We start from the raw sequence: 19,580 nt of genomic DNA on the forward strand, positions 1-19,580 counted from the left end.
GAAGTCCGACCCGGCGACCACCTGAGTGGGCCCCGACCTGCGAGAGAAGCGTTCTACGACGCGTTGATGCAACCCGTCATGGGTGCAACACTGCGATCGACACTACGCGCCGGTAACGAAAGAAGCGAATCGTTGTGACCGAGGTCGCGGCTCAGAACGTCTCGCTCAGCATGACGGCGACGGTGCCGGGTTCCAGCGCGTCGAAGACATGCTCGACGTCACCGGGATAGGAGATGTAATCCCCGGGGCCGAGTTCTTCGGCGGCGTCACTCGGCCCCAGCCGTGCACGCCCGGCGCTGATGACCACGTGTTCAACGACGCCGCGCGCATGCGGCGCGGAAACCCGCGGCTTGCCGGGTTCTGCCCGGATGACATACATGTCGCGTCGGGAGCCGGGCGCGGCGGTCGACAGCAGGGTGGCCGAGTAATCGGCGTCTGCGGCGGGGATGAGGGGCCCCTCCCCGAACCGGATCACCTCGACGGTCGGCGCGGGTGAGTCCAGCAGCGCCGAGAACTGCACGCCGAGTGCCGTGGACAGCGACCACAGCGTCTCGACGCTGGGGTTCCCCTCGCCCGATTCGAGCTGGGACAGGGTCGACTTCCCGATACCCGCACGACGCGCCAGCTCGGTGAGCGACAGTCCGGCACGTGCACGTTCGCGCTTCAGCGACGCGGCGACCAGCGCTTTCGGGTTCACCTGCCGAGATTCGTTCATCAAACCGTCCGATCGTCCATCTTAACGAACACCTGTTGTGTGTTCACTATGATAGTCATGCGTTCGGCATGGAGAACACTCGATTCGGCGACCCTGCGCGCCGTCGTCGTGATGTGCCTGTCGGTACTCGTGATCGGCGCGTCGTACGGGGTCGCGGCCCACAGCGCCGGCCTCGCCCTCTGGCAGATCGTGCTCATCGCAACCGTCGTGCTCGCCGGGTCGTCAGAGTTCGTCTTCGTCGGCGTCCTGGCCGCCGGGGGCGTCCCTGTTGTCGCCGCCCTCGCCGGACTCCTGATCAACACGCGGAACTTCGGATACGGGCTCGCGGTGGGCAAACACCTGCGCGGGCTCCCGGAGATACTTCTCGGCGCGCATCTGATCAACGACGAGACGGCCGCGATGACCACCGCGGAATCCGAGCCGCGGCGCGCCCGTGCGGCATTCCTGCTGTGCGGCTTGGGAATACTCATCTGCTGGCCGGTCGGAGCCGGGCTGGGTGCCCTCCTCGGGAGCAGCGTCGCGAGTCCTGAAGCGCTGGGACTCGACGCCGCATTCCCCGCTCTGCTTGCCGCGCTTGCCATTCCGGCCTTGCGGACGCGCGCCACCTGGGCAGCGGTCGCCGTCGGCGGTGCCGTCGCGGTGGCCTCGACGCCGTTCCTGCCCGCCGGTTTGCCGATCCTGTGCGCACTGGCCGGATTCGCCGCCGTCGAAGCAGCCCGGCGGCTGCGGCCCCCGCCGCTCGAGCCGTGTCGAAACCACAGTGAGGCACCCCGATGATCTCCGAATTCTCCCTCGGCATCGGAATCGGCGTCCTCACGGCCGTCCTGCGCGCGCCGATCGCGGTCGTGGTCATCCTCGCCGCCGCGACCGCCGCTGGCCTCCGCGCGCTCGGCCTCCCCTGAGCCGACCTCGTCAGGCATGCGCCTGGGCCGCGTACTCGCGTGCGCGCCGATCGAGAACCACGGCGACCTGGGACGGCGCGTCCTCGCCGATCAGGAGTCTCAGACGGCCTGGTTCCGGGTCGGCGATATGCGCGACGAGACGCTCGGCGACCGCGGCGGGCGAGGTGCCTCCGCCGGTAGCCCCTGGATCATGGGGCCAGGGCACAGCGGCGGTGCCGAGGCGCTCGGCGCGGATGGCGTCGTACACGTTCTTCGGCTGACTGAATCGCATACTGCCCGTGGCCCATTCCGTATCCATGGACCCGATCTCGGCGATGGTGACTCGTACCCCGAACGCTGCCACCTCGTCGGCAAGGGCTTCACTGAAGCCTTCGAGTCCCCACTTGGCGGCGTTGTACAGCCCGAAGAACGGCATCGCGCCCACACCTCCCACCGAGGAGATCTGAACGATGTGCCCAGAACGCTGCTCTCGCATGACGGGCAACGCTGCCTGACTCATCCACAACGGACCGAGTAGGTCTGTGTCGATGATGGCTCGCGCCTCGCCTTCATCGACCTCCTCGATGGCCCCGACCAACCCGTAGCCCGCGTTGTTGACCAGGACATCCAGCCGGCCGCATTCGGCGACAGCCCGTTCCACGGCGACATGGCAGGCCTGCCTGTCGGTTACGTCGACCCGGAGAACAGTCAGTCGAGGGTCAGTGATGGGAAATTCGACCCGTCGCGTGGTGGCGACGACGTTGTGTCCTGCCTCGAGTGCTCGACGCACAAGTGCCAACCCAAGGCCCTGTCCGGCTCCGGTGATCATCCACGTCTGTGTTCTGGTCATGCGCCCATTCAAACACAAACGAGACGCTGCGTCTCGTTTTATAGTGGACCAGTGCCGCATCTACGAACCGTGAAGAAAGTCCATGCCGCAGTGTTGCGGCTTGCGCTGCGCGCCGGACCGACGGCGCTGACCATGGAGGGGATCGCGGCCGAAGCCGGCGTGGGCAAGCAGACCCTGTACCGCAACTGGCCCTCGGTCACGGCGATCGTGTTCGACGCGCTCGCCCACGACAGCACCCCTCCCCCGGAGAGACCCGCAGATACGTCGGTCACGGCTGCACTCAGCGCGGCCGTCGAGGAGATCTCGACCGAACCGCGGCGTTCTCTACTCCGGTCGCTGGCCGCCTCGATCCAGACCGACGATGCGGTGGCGCAAGAATTTCAGGAGCGGCTCCTTGCGCCTCAGCTTGCCCAGATGCGGGAACTCGTCCGTGGCGAGGGCGCGCGAGACCCTGTCCGGGTCACCGAAATGCTTCTCGCCCCGATCTTCTACCGCTGGTTCATGCAGCTGCCTCAGTTCGACGACGCGGCGCTTTCGGAACACGTCCGAGCCGTGATGGCATTCGACCGGCAGCGAGATTGAGGGAGGTGGGTCGGCGGCCGCGCTGAGCGGTCAGGCGGCGACAGCGGCTGCGTTGCGCTCCTTCCATTCCCACACCGCGTAGATCACCTCGGTCGCATACCCGAGCTCGAGCCTCCCGCCACCGACCGGCACCGTCGCATCCGAGGCGACATCAGCATTGGGCCTCCACTGTCCCGGTGCCCGCATCGACGGAGCCACATCGATCGGTGCCCCGTCCGGCCAGTGAAACGAAAACCGTTGCCCGCCATGCGCAGCGATACCAAACTCACCCCGATGCAACGCCCGATGACACGACCCACACAACAAAATAAGATTATCCGGATCCGTCGCCCCACCCGCCGACCACAACACCACATGATGAGCATGCAAATGCCGCGTCCGCTCACACCCCGGCATCTGACAACACCGATCCCGCACAAACAGCGCCTTCACCAGCGCCTTGTTCGGCGCCCGCTTCTTTCGACCCAACCCCAACAACGCCAACCTCCCCGGACGACCAGACACCCTCGCAGACAACACCTCACGCCTCGCCGCACCACACGACGCCTCCCCCACCTCCGCCGCCGACAACGCCGGACCATCATCGAGATGCGCACTCTCCACACCGTCGCCGGCATGGATCAGGATCTCCGCCCCCGGCGCAAGATCGGGCATCGCGATCCCCTCATGCACCATGTCCGCCATCGCCACCACCGCCGGCGCCACATTCGACGGCACATGCCGCCACAAATCCCGCCGATTCGCCGGCCGAACCTCCGAATCGGGCTCACCCGACACCGTCTCGAGCGCACCCGCAGCGTTCCGCGGAACACCCGCCGGCACCGGCAGATCGTCGTCGCTCACCGTGCGGGTGCGTTCATACTCCGCCCGCACCGCCCCCGCCAGAAACCGCGCACCGTCCAGCGGCGTGAACCGCAACGACACCGACAACGTCCCATCGGCATTCCACTTCCACCGCCCCGCCGACTCCCGCGGCGCCACCGGCTCATCCGTCCCGTTCGCCGCATCGATCTGACGCATCGCCCGCACCGCCCGCTCCACCTGCGACGCCGTGCACGACAACGCCAAATTCACCAACTCCTGCTCCCGCACGTCAGTCGCCACCCGCGTCAACGCCCGCACCTTCGAATACGACAGCCGCCCCTGCGCGAACGCCGCACGGATCACCGGCAACCCCCGCAACGCCCGCGCCACCCGCACCTGCTCATGCGCCGTGCGCTGAGTGATCCCCGCTTTCCACGACAACCACTGCGCCAACGATGAAATCCCCGGCCCCGACCACGACCGCCGTTCCTCCAACACCGCCACATGCGCAAAGAACTGGGCCGTCAACGCGGTGATCTGCGCCGCGTACCCGATCACCCGTGCCTCCAGCACCTCATCAGCCAACGACGACGGATCCGCACCATCGAACATCGACGCCACACCCTCACCACGCAACACCGAAACAGACACCCCAACCCCCCGCTGTTCGAACAGATATACGAACAACCTAGCCCCGCCCACCGACAACCCGCAGGTCACCGAGACCCGAGTGTTCCGCGGAACACTACTCAGCGGACGACAGCCGGGTCGGCGCAGCTGTCCGGAACGTCGACCAGTGAGCACGGCACCGGCATCCGCGTCGGCCGGTAATCGGCAGGCACTCCCCCGGCCCGCGTGATCTCCCGGTAAGCGGCGACGCCGTCGGTGGGACGCCGTGTCAGCGACGGGTCTCGCCGGACGTCGACGGTGAACAGACCGAAGCGCGAGTCGAAATCGCCCCACTCGTAGTTGTCGGTGAGACTCCAGTAGTTGTAGGACTTCACGGGGATGCCGTCCTGCTTGGCCCGCTGCAGCCAGTACACCGTGTCACGAAGGTGGTCCGAACGCCGATAACCGTCGGGGCGTCGGCCGGCCGGATCGGTGGCCAGCCCGTTCTCGATCACCCGGATCGGCTTGCCCGGGAACTGCCCCGCCACGTGGCGGAGCACGTAATAGATGCTCTCGGGCGCCTGTGAGCTCTTCCAGAACTCGCCGAGTGCACCGTAGGCCACCGACGCATCGGTAACCGAGAACGAGTAGTAGTGGTCGACGCCGACGAAGTCCAGGGTGTCGCGCATCCGTTGCGGGAAAATCGATTCCAGCCACGGCTGGAGTCCGGCGATCGGATAGTAGGCGAAGTTCGACGACACCTCCGCGCCCGGCTGGACCCGATGGATGTGCCGGTAGACGGCCCGATGCGCCGCGACGATCCCGTCGACCATCCGGCCCAGGTTCTGTGGCGAGACCCCGCCGTACTGGAGTTCGCGCCGAACGTACTCGGTCGGTTCGTTGAACGTGATCCACAGCGGGTCGGCCCAGGCATACCGGTCGACGACCCGGGAGGCGAACGCCACCATGTCGTCGGCCATTCCGGGGCGAGATTCCACCCGCCGAGATCCACCGCCCAGCCAGGATGTACCCAGTGGTTGAGCGTGATCATCGGTCGCATGCCGGCGTCGACGACTTTGCGGATCACCCTGTCGTAGAACGCCCAGCCCGCCGGATCATCGTGTCCGCGTGTCGGTTCCACCCGCGACCACTCGACCGACGTGCGGTAGATCCCGACACCGAGCGACGCGGCCCGGTCGATGTCCTCGGCGTGACGATGGTAGAAGTCGACGGCGTTGCCGACCGGATCCTCGACCTTGCCCTGCTTGCCGTACCGCAGCCAGTTCGAGTCCCGGTTGTATCCCTCGGACTGGAAGCCGGATTGGGCGACGCCGAAATCGAAGTCCGGACCGAGCGGCGGAACCGCGGCTCGCGCCGGCGAGGAGACACCGACGGGCAGCAACAGCACTGCGGCAAGCGCGATCACGAGCACGGCGGACACCCGCGGTAGACGCCGAACGCCGGGACGGAAGGGTTCGTGCACGACGGTCAGAACGGGCTACCCGTGAACGGTGCGACCCGCTCGCACGGCACGCGTCGAGGGTGCTCGGGATCGAGCGCGTTCAGCACGAAGTACGCCGTTCGCCGCGACCCCGCCATACCCGCATGCTCGGTGTAGTCGACCGAACATCCCTCCTGCACAACGATGTTGCGGACATTCGATCCACCTGGCGGAAGTCCGTACCAGTACGGCACCACCAGTTCATCGTGGCGCGTGGCGATGTTGGTGTACTCGATGCCCGGCAGGTAGTAGCCACCCTCGGCGACCCTACGCAGGAACGCGGCACCGGGGTCGAGGTCGAAACACGCCTGGCACAGGGGAACCTGCTCGGGCCGGACACCGAGACCGCGTACGAACGGGCCGATGGCATCGGCGCCGGCGACGGTCGTCCCCCGCCACACGGGTGCCAGCGAGACGTACTTGTCGATGTTGTGTTGGCCACCGAGATACTTGGCGTAGTACGCCGGCACCACGGTCCCCTGGGAATGTCCGACGATGTCGACCTTCGACGCGCCGGTGGCGCGACGCACCTTGGTGACGAAGCCGCCCAGTTCGCGTGCACTCTCCGACATCAGGCCCATCCCGCCGATCGCACTGATCGGCCACGGGGCGCCCTTGAGCGCGCCGTAGGTGGGCGTGAAGACGCAGTATCCCTCGTTCTTCAGCAGCGGGACGTAGGTTCCCCAGTTGGTCTGCTGCGATCCGCCCGTCCCGTGTACGAGGATGACCGGGTGGGGGTGACGCGTCGACGGCTTGCAGTTCCAGTCGTTCGCGCCGGGCAGCGAACCACCCGGGTCGGTGAGTTCACCGGGGATTCCGGAGAGGAAGTTGTAGGTGACCGGCAATGTGTCTGCCCGCGCGGGCGTGGCGGTGCGACCAACACCCCGGCCAGCGCCGCCACGACCAGCCCCAACAGCAGCTTCGAGGACCTCATCGCTGAGAAACTAACAAAGACCTGCGGACCTGGGTGGGCGTTTACCCAGACCGGTTGCCGGACTCCCCGTCAACAGGAACCGACCGGCCCGAACGCGCCGATCTCGAAGACCGCCCCCGCGCCCATTGGTCGGGTGAGGACGTCCACACCGTGGCACGATGAGAGGTCTACGGGAAGCCATGCGGTCATGCGCCTAGGACCAGATGAGGATCACGCAGACATGACGAGCACATACGACGGCCAGGTAGCACTGATCACCGGCGCGGCCCGCGGCCAGGGCCGCAGCCACGCGGTCGCCTTCGCCGAACGCGGGGCCGACGTCGTCCTCTGCGACCGCTGCGAGGACAGCCCCGCGGTCGGTTATCCGCTGGCCACCGAGCCCGATCTGGCCGAGACCGCGCGTCTGGTCGCCGCCACCGGCCGCAGATGCATCTCCGTCCGGGCCGACACCGCCGACCGCGCCGCGATGGATGCGCTGGTCGCACAGGCGCATTCGGAGTGCGGCCGCATCGACATCGCGGTCGCCAACGCGGGCGTGTCGGTCGCGGCACCTGTGCAGTCGATGAGCTCCGGCCAGTGGGCGGAGGTCATCTCCTCCAATCTGACCGGTGTCTTCAACACGGTCGGCGCGGTGGCGGGCGGGATGATCGAACGCGACTACGGACGGATCGTCACCATCTCGTCGATGCTCGGCCGGGCCGGTAACACCAACATGGCGGGGTATGCGGCATCCAAATGGGGTGTCATCGGTTTCACCAAGAGCGCGGCCCTCGACCTCGCCGGTCACGGCATCACCGTCAACGCCATTGCGCCCGGGAACATCTCGACGCCGATGATCCACAACGAGGCGCTGTACTCGATGATGCGCCCGGACCTGCAATCCCCCACGATCGACGACGTCGCGCCCGTCTTCGAATCTCTCCATGCACAACCGGTCCCCTGGCTGGAGGCCGCGGAGATCACCCGGGTCGTGCTGTTCCTGACCGAGCCGGACAACGCTCACATCAGCGGTGCCGTGATCCCGGTCGACGCCGGAAACGCCGCGCGCGTCACCGGCTGACGCGCATCTCCGGTCACGGTCGCCGAGGCATCACGCGTCCAGATGAGGTCACACGGTGTTTTCCTCGTCGCGATGGCGGAAGTCGCGCACGGTCGCGACGGCCGACGCGAGGACGAGAACGAAGCCGGTCACCAATAGTGTCACCGCGACGTAGTGCATGACGCTCTCGTAGTGGCCGAGGTCGAATTGCTCGGCCGCGATTCGGAATCCGACCACGACGAGCCAGGCGAGGAACGCCATCGTGAGCGTCCGACGCTGAAAGACCGCACTGCGACGCCGATGCTCGTGCTCGGCGAGATCGTCGATGGCGGCGAGGACGATTCCGCTCATCCGCGTGTGTACCGGCGTCTCGGGCGACAGCTTGGCCAGGATGTCGACCTTCTGGGACAGCTTCTGGTGCCGGTCGTTGGCGTCGAGTCGCGCGATGACCGCTCCGATCATCGCGACCAGCAGCGTCCCGGCGAAGGTGAGCATCGCGGCGGTCATAGGCGGAAACCTACAGCGACCCGGGCTCGGAAGGCGGCCGAAACCGCAGCATCCCCGCCACGACGGACCGCTGCGTCCCGGGTGGCGGAGACCGGAAAGCGCCCTCCACGCGATGAACGACGACGATAGGTCGCTCGGATGTGCCCGAGTTCGAACCTCAGGGATCAGGACGTGGACAGCGACCGGCGAGCGAGCTCCAGAATCCGCTCCGCACGACGGTATTCCAGCGAATGCAGCTGACTGTCCGGGGACACGGTGTTGCTCGCCTGACGCAGCAGGATCGCTGCCAGGGACGACACGGTTCGCGGGGGGATGACCAGCAGGGTCACCTCGATCCCCTTCGCGGTCAGAGTCATCAACGGCGGCGTCGCGGGCGAGTCGGGCGAATCCAGGCCGGGGTATCGGCGGAAACTCTGCCAGTTGACGTCGATGCCGGTCACCTCGCCGATCTGTGGTCGCGCGGCGGCGAGGACGCCGGGCAACTCGTCGGCGAGCTGGACCGTGTACGGGTACCAGGCGCCGCCGATCGCCACTGACGGATCGACGCCGAACCGCACTCGAGGCGGACCCAGAAGCGGCGGGGCGCTCATCGACGGGCCCCCACGGCCGGGACGATGAAACCACGCGAGACGGGACTCACATTTGCCACCTGACATGCTCACCAGACGGAAAACGGTCTGTCTGACACCGGAGACGCCGACAGCGGCCTGTCGGATGTTCGATCTGGATGTCTTCGACATTACCCCGGCCGTGCTCCGAGCCGTCGACCGGCGCGGACATCCGATCGACGGCGCCCAAACGTCGGCTCCCAAACGACAGCGAGGGCCCCGGCGTGCGCCGGAGCCCTCGGACTCTGTGGAGCTAAGGGGAATCGAACCCCTGACCTACTCGATGCGAACGAGTCGCGCTACCAACTGCGCCATAGCCCCGGAGGGTCGCATTGCGACCAGCCGGGAGCCACTTTAGCAGCCCCACCGCGCGGGATCCCAAACGCCTGGACCCATGGCTAGGCTGGGTCGGTGTCTCAGATGTCTGATCAGCAGTTGGCCGGTGTTCTCAACAATGTCGTGGGGGTGATCAACCCGGTCCTCGACGTGCTCGCCGAACGGGACCCGCTCGACCTCAAGGAACACACCTTCCACGACGACGACCACCCGGATTCCCGCCTCCAGCAGGCCCGGCACGCCGCGGCGAAGCTCCTCGACGTCGCCGACTGGCCCGGCACCAAGGGCTGGGGCGAACGGCCGATGCACAAGCGCGCGAGCTGGTGGGTGACCCGCATCGGCACGCTGAACACCGGTGCGGTCGCCTTCCCCGGTGTCTTCGGCGTCTGGGCGAAGCGCCTGCCGGTCACGCCTTATCTGGGGTTCGCCAACCAGGCGATGGTGCTCGTCGCGATCGCCCGCGAGTACGGGGTCACCGAGCGCGGTCGCCAGGTCGCGCTCCTGGCGTCGGTGCTGTGCGGACGGGACATCTCCACGCCTGACGTCGACGCGGAATCCGGTGCCGCACTACCCACCGACCCGGACGAGCGCAAGAAGTCGCTGTTCCGCGGTATCTGGGACGCCGCGAAGCTGCTCCGAGCGGTCGATGACGAGTTCGAGAAGCGTCCCCAGCCGATGGTGCTGTTCCGGATGCTCGGGTACATCCCGGTGATCGGCGCACCGGCGACCTATGTCGGTGAGCGATTCGCCCTCTCGACGGCCGCCAGACGCGGCCAGGCCTGGCTGGAGTCGCACGGCAGGGCGTCGCTGACCAAAGGCAGCTGAAAGGTCAGCCGACCCGGCGGTACTCCACGTCCTCGCGGTCCATGCGGCGACGCTGGAACGGGGGCAGGTGATCGAAGACGGGGTCCTCGTCGTCGATCTCGAGAACCACTGCGCCACCGGGACGTCGCAGGCGCGGGGGCGGCGGTGCGGCGGCGAACTCGGGCACCGCGGCGGCGCGTCGACGACGCTCCTCCTCAGCGCGCTGCGCACGCTTGGCACGGGCAAGCCGCTGGGCCCGGATCTGCTGCTCCACCTTCACGGCCCGACGCAGGTATGCGAGGTAGCCGACCAGCATCAGCCCGATCACACCGGTGGCGACCCAACCAGTCGTCCCGATGAGGAACCCGGACACCACTGCCAGGATCAGCAGCGCGAACAGGCCGAGAGTGACCCGCTGACGCTCGCGATACTTCAGCTCGCGTTCCTTCTCCGAGGAGTAGACGCTGCGGCGACCCCGCCCGGACTGTGCGGTGTGCGCAGCCGGACGCTCGTCCTCCAGCTCGTCGACGACCGTTTCCGGCTCGTCCTCGGTGTGCCGGGACGCACGGGCGTAGTCGTCGTATTCGTCCTCGTCGAGATCGTCGGTCGCGTCCTCGTACTCGGCGGCCTCTGAATCGTCCTCGTACTCGGCCTCTTCGGAATCCTCGTACTCGGCTTCGTCGTCTGTGTCGTCGGCCTCGACGTCGTCGGCGGCGTCGGCGTGGGCGTCGTCGGCGGCGTCGGCGTGGGCGTCGTCGGCGGCGTCGGCGTGGGCGTCGGCGGTCAGATCGTCGTCGGCGTCATCGGAGGCCTCGACCGTCGGCTTCTCGACCTCGACGTCCCCGACGCTCTGGACCTTCGTCGTGTCGTCGGCATCGTCGGTCTGGGTGTCGTCCTCGGTCTCGTCGACGACGGCGGTGGCGGCCGCGGCCGTCTTACGCGTCGACTTCCAGGACGGGTCGTGCGGATGGCGAGCCGACGAGCGGCGTCGCGCGGTCGACGGTGCCGTCGCTCGCGCTCCACCACGGTGGAGCAGTCGCGTCTTCTTCGCGGCCTCAGTGGACTTGAGGATCTGGGGACGACCCTTGATCACCATGGGGACCAGCACGAAGAGCCAGACCGCGACGAGACAAACCCACAGTACGGAGTTGGGCATGCGACTCTCCCTTCATTCACTCTGGTCACACGAGGCCACTCCACAATCTAGGGCCCGAAAGTCCCAGTTCCACGCCGACGCGCCGTAGCGCGGTCATGTCGACGCGGATTCACACGCCACTCTCAGTCACTCAGCGCGGAACCGCGCGTCGACCGCGACGTCGATCTCGATGTCGTCGGCGCGCAGTTCCAGACTCGGCGCCGAACCCGCGACGGCAGCACCCATCAATCGCGCACGCGGCGACGGGACGTGGTCGACCATGTCGGGGTCGGACAGGAGTGTCGGTGTCACCGGTCCGCGGCCCACGGCGTCGGAGTAGGCCTGCGCCTTGGCAATTGCGTCCTCGACCGCCTCCCGGCGCAGTTCACGTTCGTGTGCGCGACGGCTGGCCTCGTGCACGTCCCAACGGACGCCGTCGATCGTCACCCCCTCCTCGCTCGACCAGGTGTCGATGAACTCCGACAGCTTCTCGAAGTCGCCGAACTCGGCATCGAGGCGAATACGGGTGTTGTACATCGGTTCCCGTGACTCGCCCTCGTTGGTGTAGGGCCGGTACGAGTACACCCGTACCGATTCGGCGGTCCACCGGTTGACCGCGCCGGCCGCTTCGAGTTCGCCGAGGGCGTCGGTGATCCTGGAATGCAGCGTCACCGCAGACTCGTACACCGCAGACTTCACCGGGCCTTCGAGATGGACGGCGATGTCGATGACGCCACGTTCTGGGGCGTAGCGGCCGCGTGCGTTGCCGCGAACCACGATTTCCAGCTCGCTCACGACGCGTGCCTTTCTACTGGAAGGACGCCCGGCCCGAACGGACCAGCGCCTCGGCCGCGGAGCCGACGACCTCCTCGGCCGTCAACGCGAACAACATGTGGTCGCGCCAGCGCTTGTTGACGTCCATGTACCGGACCAGCAGGCCCTCCTGCCGAAAACCGATGTTCTTCAACACCTTCTGCGAGGCGTCGTTGGCCGGCTGCACGGTCGCGTCGAGCCGGTGCAGGCCGACCGGACCGAAGCAGTGATCCACGCCCAGAGCGACAGCTGCCGTCGCGATGCCCTTCCCGGAGTGCGTGTCGTCGACCCAGTAGCCGATCCACGCGCTGCGCACGGCTCCGCGCTGAATGTTGCCGACGGTCAGCTGCCCCACGTATTGGCCGTCGAGTTCGATCACGAACGGCAGGATCGTGCCGCGCTTGGCCTCGGATTTCAGCACCGCGAACAACGGCGGCCACGAACCGGGCTGATGCCGGTCGGCCCAGCTCCCGACGCCGGTCGGCTCCCAGGGCAACAACGAATTCTGATTACGGATGCGCAGTTCGCTCCAGGTCTTGCCGTCCCGCATCTTCACCGGGCGCAGCGTGACCGTTCCACCCCTGGTGCGCAGCGGTCCCAGGGACGCCGGCCAGCCCGGACTCCCCTCACCGCCACTCAACCACCTGAACACGAGATGACAGTTTAGGCGCAATCACAGGATCCCCCCGCATGAGACCTGCGTCTCGCGGAGAGTCGCGCTCCGCGGTCAGCCGCGCTGGGCGAGGAAGGCGACCTCGACCTCGTCGCCGGTGCTCATCTCTTCGACGTCGGGGTCGACCATGATGAGGCAGTTCGCCTCGGCGAGTTCGGCCAGCAGATGCGACGAGCCGGTCGGCGACGCGCCGAGCACCTGAACCAGGTAGTCCCCGGTCCGCTCGTCCCGCATGAGCTGTCCGCGGAGGTACCCTTTGCGGCCGCGCACCGACGCGATCGGCCCGATGGTGCGGGCCTTGATGACCCGGCGCATCGGCTGCCGCTTGCCCAGCGCGATACGGATCAGCGGCCGCACCATCACCTCGAAGGTCACCAGCGCGCTCACCGGGTTCGCCGGCAGCAGGAAGGTCGGCACCTCGTCGCGACCGAGCCGGCCGAAGCCCTGCACCGATCCCGGATGCATGGCCACCCGGACGATCTCGAGCTCACCGAGATCGGCGAGGGCGTCGGCGATGGCCTTCGACGCGCTACCGCCGACCGCGCCGCAGATCACCACGATCTCGGAGCGGATGAGCTGCGCCTCGACCACCTCTCGCATGCGGGAGGCGTCGCGCTCGGCGATGCCGACCCGGTTGACGTCGGCGCCGGCGTCGCGCGCCGCCGCGGCGAGCGCATAGCTGTTGACGTCGTAGATCTGCCCTGGCCCGGGAGTGCGATCGATGTCGACGAGCTCACTGCCGACCGAGATCACCGACAGCCGCGGGCGCGGGTGGACCATCACGCGCGCCTGCCCCACCGCAGCCAGCAGACCCACCTGGGCGGGACCGATGATCGCGCCGGCACGGACCGCGACGTCACCGGGCTGGACGTCGTCCCCGACCCGTCGGACATAGTTGCCGCTCTCGACGCCGTGCCCGATCTTCACCTTCTGGTCGCCGCCGTCGGTCCAGCGCAGCGGCACTACCGCGTCCGCGAGAGTCGGCATCGGCGCACCGGTCTCGACCCGGACGGCCTGTCGCGGCTGCAGCCGAGTGGGGGTCCGCGACCCCGGACCCACCTCTCCGACCACGGGCAGCGAGACGATCATCGGTTCGCCTGCCTCGAGGTCGACGAGTTCGGCGCCGTTCGCATCGAAATCCTCGAGATCCTCCGGCGCGACGACACCGGCGAGCGCCACATCGACGGCACGCACCGCGTAACCGTCGATGGCGGCCTGGTCGAAACCCGGCATGGGATGCTCGGTGACCACTTCCTCCGCGCACATCAGACCCTGCGCCTCGGAGATCGCGACGCGCACCGGCCGCGGCGCCACCGCGGCGGCGGTCACGAGCGTCAGATGATCTTCGACGGACCGCATCTCACCGCTCTTCCCGCACTGCTCGATACAACACAGGGAAACGTTATCGGGCGTGCGCGCCGGAACGGTCGAGGCGCGCGGAGGCCGCCGGCGATCAGCTCTCGGCCAGCCGCTTCTCCAGCCACTCACGCAGATCAGGCCCGTAATCGTCACGGTCGAGCGCGAAGTCGACCGCGGCCTTGAGGTAGCCACCCGGGTTGCCCAGGTCGTGGCGGGTGCCGCGGTGCACGACGACGTGCACCGGTTCGCCCTCTTCGATGAGCAGCGCGATCGCGTCGGTGAGCTGGAGTTCACCACCGGCACCCGGCTTGATCCGGCGCAGCGCGTCGAAGATCTTGCGGTCGAGGATGTAGCGTCCAGCGGCCGCGAGGTTCGACGGTGCGTCCTGCGGCTCGGGCTTCTCGACCATGCCCTTGAGCTTCATCACATTGGGATTGTTCGCATCCGGCAGCGGCTCGACGTCGAAGACGCCGTATGCGCTGATGCGGTCCTCGGGAACCTCGATCGCGCACAGTACCGAACCGCCCCGGCGCTGACGGGTACGTGCCATGACCTCCAGCACTCCACCGGGCAGGACGAGGTCGTCCGGCAACAGGACCGCGATGGCGTCCTCGTCGTCGTCGAGGAGGTTCTCGACGCAACCGACCGCATGACCGAGACCCAGAGGCTTCTCCTGGATCACCGAGGCGACCTCGAGGAGGTTCGGGGCCTTGCGGACCTTGGCGAGCATGGCCTCCTTGCCGCGCTTGGCGAGGGTGCTCTCCAGCACGAGGTCCTTGACGAAGTGGGCGACCACCCCGTCCTTGCCCGGGGAGGTGATGATCAGGAGCCGTTCGGCGCCGGCGGACTTGGCCTCCTCGGCGACCAGCTCGATGCCCGGGGTGTCGACCACCGGCAGCAACTCCTTGGGCACCGTCTTGGTGGCGGGGAGGAACCGCGTCCCCAGCCCGGCAGCCGGGACCACCGCGGTACGCGGGATCGGCGGAGTGTTGGGTACCGCCTCGTACTCACTGAAGCCTTCTTTGGACGCAGTCATGAATCCACCCTAGGACAGGTGTCCCCGGCCGGCCGGACGGACGGCAGTGACCCGGACCTCACCCGGATCGAGACCGTGGTCGGATACAGTTCGGTCGTCGGCGAGCCACCACGGGATGAAGGACGGACGCGTCGTGCGAACCCTGAAGGACCAACGGCGCGAGGAAGCCGCGAAACGCCGGTCGGCCATACCGAAGGCCGCGCGCGAGCGGGCTGCGGCAGACCTCGCCGAGTGGATACACACCTGCCCGTTCCGGCTCGAGTACGACGTCACGGTGGCCGCGTATGTGCCGGTCGGCGACGAGCCGGGATCGACGGCGATGCTCGACGCACTGCTCGATCGCGGCGTCACGGTGCTGCTCCCGGTGGTTCCCGCCGGCGAACCCGCACCGCTCGACTGGGCGCGATACACCGGTCCGGGATCGTTGTCGCCGGGGAGATGGGGCCTGCTCGAACCCACCACCGACCGCCTCGGTGTCGCCGCGATCCGCGCGGCGTCGGTGATCCTGATCCCCGCCCTGTCCGTCGACAAGACCGGCGTCCGCCTCGGCCGTGGTGCCGGGTACTACGACCGCACGCTCGTGGGGCTGTCCGCAGAACTCGTCGCGGTGGTCTACGACGAGGAGTTCGTCGACTCCCTGCCGGCCGGCGATCACGATGTGGCCGTGGGCTGGGCGCTGACCCCCGGCGGCGGGTTCCAGGAACTCGGCTGAGACGACAGAACCCGGGCGGTGCGTCCGTCGCGTGACGGGTGAGTCCTGCCCAGGCTCTGGTCTGAAGTTGTGCGTGCCGCGTGTCAGGCGGGCGTGGCGGCCTTGCTGTCGCTCTTGGTGGCGCTGCTCGAGCTCGACGAATCCGACGAGGTCGAGGAACTGCCGGACGTGGAACTGCTCGACGTCGAACTGTCCGACGACGAGGACGACGTGGCGTCCGAGGAGGACGAACCCGACCGCGAGTCGGTGCGGTAGAAGCCACTCCCCTTGAACACGATGCCGACCGAGTTGAACAGCTTGCGCAGGCGACCTGTGCACTGCGGGCATTCGGTCAACGAATCGTCGGAGAACGACTGGACGATGTCGAACTTGTTGTCGCACTCCGTGCAGGCATACGAGTAGGTGGGCACCTGAACCTCCGAAAGTCAGTAAACGCTGACAAGTGTAACCGATTTTGGCACTCCCACATTCCGAGTGCTAACGCGGGTCCACCCAGCCCGCCCGGCGACCCCTCCCGACGCCTATCCGCCGATCACATCGCGGTTGACGTCGGGGATGTTGTCGCGGTTCATGTCGGCGTCGCGCGCCTGGCGGGCATCCCAGCGCAACAGGACCGCGGCGAGCACCGCGGAGATGAGCGAGCCGGCCAGGATGGCCGCCTTGGCGGCCGCGGCGTGGTCGTCGGAACCGCCCTCGAAGCTGAGTTCGGCGATGAGGAGCGCCACGGTGAAGCCGACGCCGGTGAGCATGCCGATCGGCAGCAGGTCCCGGATTCCGATGGCGTCGGGCAGCCGTAGCGGCGTGAACCTCGTCATCAGCCACGTCGATCCGAGGACGCCGACGAGTTTACCGGCCACGAGTCCGAGCACGATGCCGATCGACACGGGCTGCACGATCGAGCCCTCACCGCCGATCACCGTCACGCCGGCGGCGGCGAAGGCGAAGACCGGGAGCGCGATCGCCGCGGAGTAGGGACGGACCGCCTCGTCGAGCCGTTCGGTGCGGGGGATCTTCTCGCCGCGGATGGCGACCGCGGGCACGGCGAAGCCGAGCAGCACACCCGCGACGGTGGCGTGCACGCCGGACGCGTGCATGAGGCCCCAGGCGACGAGGCCGACCGGGATCAGGAGCGGCCAGAGTTGCCACGACCGACGCACCAGCACGGCGAACACCGCGACCACCGCGATCGCGCCGCCGAGCATGACGAAGTCGATCTCGTCGGTGTAGAAGGTCGCGATCACGACGATGCCGAGCAGGTCGTCGACGACGGCCAACGTGAGCAGGAACGTCCGCAACGGCAGTGGGAGGCCGCGACCGAAGATCGCGAGGACGGCGAGCGCGAAGGCGATGTCGGTGGCCGTCGGGATGGCCCATCCCCGAAGTCCCTCGGGGTCCCCCGCCGCGACGACGACCACGTAACAGAGCGCGGGCGTGACCATGCCGCCCACGGCGGCCGCGATCGGCACCCCGGCGAGCTTCAGGTCGCGGAGGCTGCCGGCGACGAACTCGTGTTTGAGCTCCACACCGACCACGAAGAAGAAGATCGCCAGCAGTCCGTCGGACGCCCAGTGCGCCAGCGAGAGATGCAGATGCAGGGCTTCGGGACCGATCTCGGTGTGCAGCAGCGACGTGTAGCTCTCCCGCCACGGCGAATTGGCCCATACGACTGCGATGGCCGCCGTGATGAGCAACAGCACGCCGCTGGTGGTGTCGAGAGCGGCCCACTGCCGCAGCCGGTCGCGTGTCATGGAACTCCTCTGTCCGCGGGGCACACGTACACGTGCCCTCTTCACGCCACCCTTCACCGGGCGACGGCCGACCAGACTTCCCGGCACACCATGGTTTGTTTCCGACGTCACCCTAGCGGAGGCCCGACCCGGCGGTCGCTTGTGCACAGGGCGACGCCGGACTCCACGACTGTCCACAACGAGTCCGCGGCACCGTTTCCCGGGCGGTCGACGCCTATCGTCCAGCCATGCCACTGACTCGGATGTCGTTGCCGCGCGAGCGGCTCGGCCCACGCCTGGGCGACCGGCTCGCTCACGCAGTGCGTCCCGGATGGACGCGCAGTCTCGCGGTCCGACGACTGGTCGCGGTGGCGCTGATCGTCGCGGCCGCCGTCGTCGCAGTGGTGGGGGCCCGCGCCGACGGGGAGTTCGAGGTGCTCGTCGCGGCACACGATCTGGTACCCGGCCAGATGGTCGACGCCGGTGATCTCACCCCTCGGCTCGTCATGGGGAGCACGGTTCCCGCCGGTGCGATCTCCGATGCCGCACTCGCGACCGGCCGTACCGTCACCGGTCGCGTACGGACCGGGGAGATACTCACCGACACCCGGCTGTTGTCCTCGCGTCTGCCGGCCGAGCTGACCGGGGTCGACGACGCCCGTCTCGTACCGGTCCGGTTGTCCGACGAGGCGGTCACCTCGTTGCTCCGGCCCGGGGATGTGGTTGACGTCCTGACCGATTCGGCCGATGTCCTCGCACGACGCGCCGTCGTGGCGATGCACACCGGTCAGTCCTCCTCGGGCGGGATCGCCTCCGGCCGGAACTCGGTAGCACCGGTTCTCCTGGCTATGGATGCCGCAGCTGCCCATCGCGTCGCCGCCGCGGGTCTGGATTCTTCGCTCGCGGTCGTCCTGCACTGAACCCGCGACACTCCGGACGATTCAAGGCAAATGGATCGCGCTGTTCACGATCGTGGATAGGGTAGTACGAGTTCGCACAGCAGAATGTCGGATTTGCACCGACCGACACCGAATCGCCGGAAACAAGAGCGGGATAACCGAGGAGGGGCCGCACACCGTGCTCAAGGGATTCAAGGACTTCATACTCAAGGGCAACGTCGTCGAGCTCGCTACCGCAGTCATCATCGGTGCGGCCTTCACCGCCATCGTGACCGCGTTCACCGACGGCATCGTCCAGCCGATCATCAATTCGATCCCGATCGGCTCCGACGCCGCACAGGGACTCGGCTTCCAGATCACCGACAACGCCTCGACATTTGTCGACCTCGGTGGGGTGATCACCGCCGTCATCAACTTCCTGATCATCGCGGCGGTGGTGTACTTCATCATCATCCTGCCGTACAACAAGCTCGCGGAACTGGGCGGCTTCGGCAAGAAGTCCGAGGTCACCGAGGTGGCTCTGCTCACCGAGATCCGCGACCTGCTCGATCCGGAGGGAACGTCGAAAGCCAAGGCCGAGGCGGAGAGCGACCTACCGCCGCATCTGGCCGAGCCATCCGCGCCGGCCGGCGACCCCTACGCACCCCAGTCGGGCCCCCTCGCGCCGTACGAGTCGCCGTCCGGTGCCGGTACCACACAACGGATTTCGACTCCCCCGTCGTCGGGTCAGCCGTTCCAGCACGGACCGTCCCAGCAGGGTTCACCGCAGTCGGGACCGCAGTCGTCGCCGCTGTTCGACTCGCCGCAGGGTCATCCCGGGGGCCCGGGAGGCCAGCCGTATCCGACGCCGCAGCCGGCTCCGGGCAACTACCCCCCGCCCGGAAACTATCCGCCGCCCGGCAACTACCCGCCCCCCGGCTCCCAGTACCCCGGCGAGCAGCCGTACCCGGGCGACCAGTACCCAGGCGAGCAGTTCCCCGGTGACGGTCCGGACGCACCGGGACGCCATTCGCGCTGAGCCTCACCACGCGTCGCCATTGCCGGACCCAGCCCGCT

At 67.8% G+C, this 19,580-nt stretch carries 19 protein-coding genes, 1 tRNA gene and 3 pseudogenes; 8 read left to right on the plus strand and 15 right to left on the minus strand.

Annotated elements, in window-relative coordinates; translation table 11 throughout:
- Nucleotides 1-151: 151 nt before the first annotated feature.
- Nucleotides 152-715, minus strand: coding sequence for a helix-turn-helix domain-containing protein (locus BPODLACK_RS09580; RefSeq protein WP_006437113.1), 564 nt, complete (start codon nucleotides 713-715; stop codon nucleotides 152-154).
- A 57-nt stretch (nucleotides 716-772) separates the two neighbouring features.
- Between BPODLACK_RS09580 and BPODLACK_RS09585 the strand changes: the two genes are divergently transcribed.
- Complete coding sequence (locus tag BPODLACK_RS09585; RefSeq protein WP_159405175.1) at nucleotides 773-1,492, plus strand: AzlC family ABC transporter permease; 720 nt, start codon at nucleotides 773-775, stop codon at nucleotides 1,490-1,492.
- 17 nt (nucleotides 1,493-1,509) lie between these two features.
- A pseudogene (locus tag BPODLACK_RS09590) lies at nucleotides 1,510-1,617 on the plus strand (AzlD domain-containing protein); the annotation flags it as partial.
- 10 nt (nucleotides 1,618-1,627) lie between these two features.
- On the opposite strand, the gene BPODLACK_RS09595 reads toward BPODLACK_RS09590, so the two are convergent.
- Nucleotides 1,628-2,386, minus strand: a complete 759-nt coding sequence (locus tag BPODLACK_RS09595) for an SDR family NAD(P)-dependent oxidoreductase (protein WP_236577645.1) — start codon at nucleotides 2,384-2,386, stop codon at nucleotides 1,628-1,630.
- Between BPODLACK_RS09595 and BPODLACK_RS23525 the strand changes: the two genes are divergently transcribed.
- Complete coding sequence (locus BPODLACK_RS23525) at nucleotides 2,273-3,028, plus strand: TetR/AcrR family transcriptional regulator (RefSeq protein WP_236577649.1); 756 nt, start codon at nucleotides 2,273-2,275, stop codon at nucleotides 3,026-3,028. The genes BPODLACK_RS09595 and BPODLACK_RS23525 overlap by 114 nt on opposite strands.
- Before the next feature lie 30 nt (nucleotides 3,029-3,058).
- Here BPODLACK_RS23525 and BPODLACK_RS09605 read toward each other — a convergent pair whose 3' ends face one another.
- The 3 genes and pseudogenes from BPODLACK_RS09605 to BPODLACK_RS09615 form a co-directional block, all read right to left on the minus strand.
- Nucleotides 3,059-4,444: an HNH endonuclease signature motif containing protein gene (locus BPODLACK_RS09605; protein WP_051995417.1), complete on the minus strand. Its 1,386-nt coding sequence runs from the start codon at nucleotides 4,442-4,444 to the stop codon at nucleotides 3,059-3,061.
- A 137-nt stretch (nucleotides 4,445-4,581) separates the two neighbouring features.
- Nucleotides 4,582-5,873: pseudogene (locus tag BPODLACK_RS09610) on the minus strand (family 1 glycosylhydrolase).
- A 56-nt stretch (nucleotides 5,874-5,929) separates the two neighbouring features.
- Nucleotides 5,930-6,876, minus strand: a pseudogene (locus BPODLACK_RS09615) (esterase/lipase family protein).
- 220 nt (nucleotides 6,877-7,096) lie between these two features.
- Between BPODLACK_RS09615 and BPODLACK_RS09620 the strand changes: the two are divergent.
- On the plus strand, nucleotides 7,097-7,936 hold the full coding sequence (locus BPODLACK_RS09620; protein ID WP_159405176.1) for a mycofactocin-coupled SDR family oxidoreductase: 840 nt from the start codon (nucleotides 7,097-7,099) through the stop codon (nucleotides 7,934-7,936).
- A 48-nt stretch (nucleotides 7,937-7,984) separates the two neighbouring features.
- Here BPODLACK_RS09620 and BPODLACK_RS09625 read toward each other — a convergent pair whose 3' ends face one another.
- The 3 genes from BPODLACK_RS09625 to BPODLACK_RS09635 form a co-directional block, all read right to left on the minus strand.
- Nucleotides 7,985-8,422: a hypothetical protein gene (locus tag BPODLACK_RS09625; protein WP_096273497.1), complete on the minus strand. Its 438-nt coding sequence runs from the start codon at nucleotides 8,420-8,422 to the stop codon at nucleotides 7,985-7,987.
- Nucleotides 8,423-8,586: 164 nt separating this feature from the next.
- Nucleotides 8,587-9,012, minus strand: a complete 426-nt coding sequence (locus tag BPODLACK_RS09630) for a DUF5994 family protein (protein ID WP_024500018.1) — start codon at nucleotides 9,010-9,012, stop codon at nucleotides 8,587-8,589.
- A gap of 266 nt (nucleotides 9,013-9,278) precedes the next feature.
- Nucleotides 9,279-9,351, minus strand: a tRNA-Ala gene (locus BPODLACK_RS09635).
- A gap of 90 nt (nucleotides 9,352-9,441) precedes the next feature.
- On the opposite strand from BPODLACK_RS09635, the gene BPODLACK_RS09640 reads away from it, so the two are divergent.
- On the plus strand, nucleotides 9,442-10,191 hold the full coding sequence (locus tag BPODLACK_RS09640) for a hypothetical protein (protein ID WP_096273495.1): 750 nt from the start codon (nucleotides 9,442-9,444) through the stop codon (nucleotides 10,189-10,191).
- A gap of 4 nt (nucleotides 10,192-10,195) precedes the next feature.
- Here the strand turns inward: BPODLACK_RS09640 and sepX are convergent, their stop codons facing one another.
- The 5 genes from sepX to BPODLACK_RS09665 form a co-directional block, all read right to left on the minus strand.
- Complete coding sequence (sepX, locus tag BPODLACK_RS09645) at nucleotides 10,196-11,326, minus strand: divisome protein SepX/GlpR (protein WP_159405177.1); 1,131 nt, start codon at nucleotides 11,324-11,326, stop codon at nucleotides 10,196-10,198.
- 126 nt (nucleotides 11,327-11,452) lie between these two features.
- A complete protein-coding gene (locus tag BPODLACK_RS09650; RefSeq protein WP_159405178.1) occupies nucleotides 11,453-12,100 on the minus strand; it encodes an SIMPL domain-containing protein in 648 nt (215 codons plus the stop codon).
- Between the two features lie 13 nt (nucleotides 12,101-12,113).
- Nucleotides 12,114-12,770, minus strand: coding sequence for a GNAT family N-acetyltransferase (locus BPODLACK_RS09655; RefSeq protein ID WP_159405179.1), 657 nt, complete (start codon nucleotides 12,768-12,770; stop codon nucleotides 12,114-12,116).
- 75 nt (nucleotides 12,771-12,845) lie between these two features.
- On the minus strand, nucleotides 12,846-14,150 hold the full coding sequence (gene glp, locus BPODLACK_RS09660) for a molybdotransferase-like divisome protein Glp (protein ID WP_006436216.1): 1,305 nt from the start codon (nucleotides 14,148-14,150) through the stop codon (nucleotides 12,846-12,848).
- 94 nt (nucleotides 14,151-14,244) lie between these two features.
- Nucleotides 14,245-15,186 (minus strand): UTP--glucose-1-phosphate uridylyltransferase, encoded by a 942-nt coding sequence (locus tag BPODLACK_RS09665; RefSeq protein ID WP_006436215.1) that lies wholly within the window; start codon nucleotides 15,184-15,186, stop codon nucleotides 14,245-14,247.
- Between the two features lie 133 nt (nucleotides 15,187-15,319).
- On the opposite strand from BPODLACK_RS09665, the gene BPODLACK_RS09670 reads away from it, so the two are divergent.
- A complete protein-coding gene (locus tag BPODLACK_RS09670; protein WP_174324720.1) occupies nucleotides 15,320-15,898 on the plus strand; it encodes a 5-formyltetrahydrofolate cyclo-ligase in 579 nt (192 codons plus the stop codon).
- Nucleotides 15,899-15,981: 83 nt separating this feature from the next.
- Here BPODLACK_RS09670 and BPODLACK_RS09675 read toward each other — a convergent pair whose 3' ends face one another.
- The gene (locus tag BPODLACK_RS09675; protein ID WP_159405180.1) at nucleotides 15,982-16,308 is read right to left on the minus strand and encodes an FmdB family zinc ribbon protein; all 327 of its coding nucleotides are present in this window, start codon (nucleotides 16,306-16,308) and stop codon (nucleotides 15,982-15,984) included.
- Nucleotides 16,309-16,419: 111 nt separating this feature from the next.
- Nucleotides 16,420-17,646, minus strand: a complete 1,227-nt coding sequence (gene nhaA, locus BPODLACK_RS09680) for a Na+/H+ antiporter NhaA (protein ID WP_159405181.1) — start codon at nucleotides 17,644-17,646, stop codon at nucleotides 16,420-16,422.
- A 227-nt stretch (nucleotides 17,647-17,873) separates the two neighbouring features.
- Here nhaA and BPODLACK_RS09685 point away from each other — a divergent pair, with 227 nt between their 5' ends.
- Nucleotides 17,874-18,545 carry an SAF domain-containing protein gene (locus tag BPODLACK_RS09685; RefSeq protein WP_394855156.1) on the plus strand — a complete coding sequence of 224 codons (672 nt, stop codon included), beginning with the start codon at nucleotides 17,874-17,876 and terminating at the stop codon, nucleotides 18,543-18,545.
- Between the two features lie 157 nt (nucleotides 18,546-18,702).
- Nucleotides 18,703-19,542: a large conductance mechanosensitive channel protein MscL gene (gene mscL, locus BPODLACK_RS09690; RefSeq protein WP_159405182.1), complete on the plus strand. Its 840-nt coding sequence runs from the start codon at nucleotides 18,703-18,705 to the stop codon at nucleotides 19,540-19,542.
- Nucleotides 19,543-19,580 lie beyond the last annotated feature (38 nt).

Source organism: Gordonia sp. YY1 (assembly GCF_009872315.1).
GTDB classification, from domain to species: domain Bacteria; phylum Actinomycetota; class Actinomycetes; order Mycobacteriales; family Mycobacteriaceae; genus Gordonia; species Gordonia amicalis.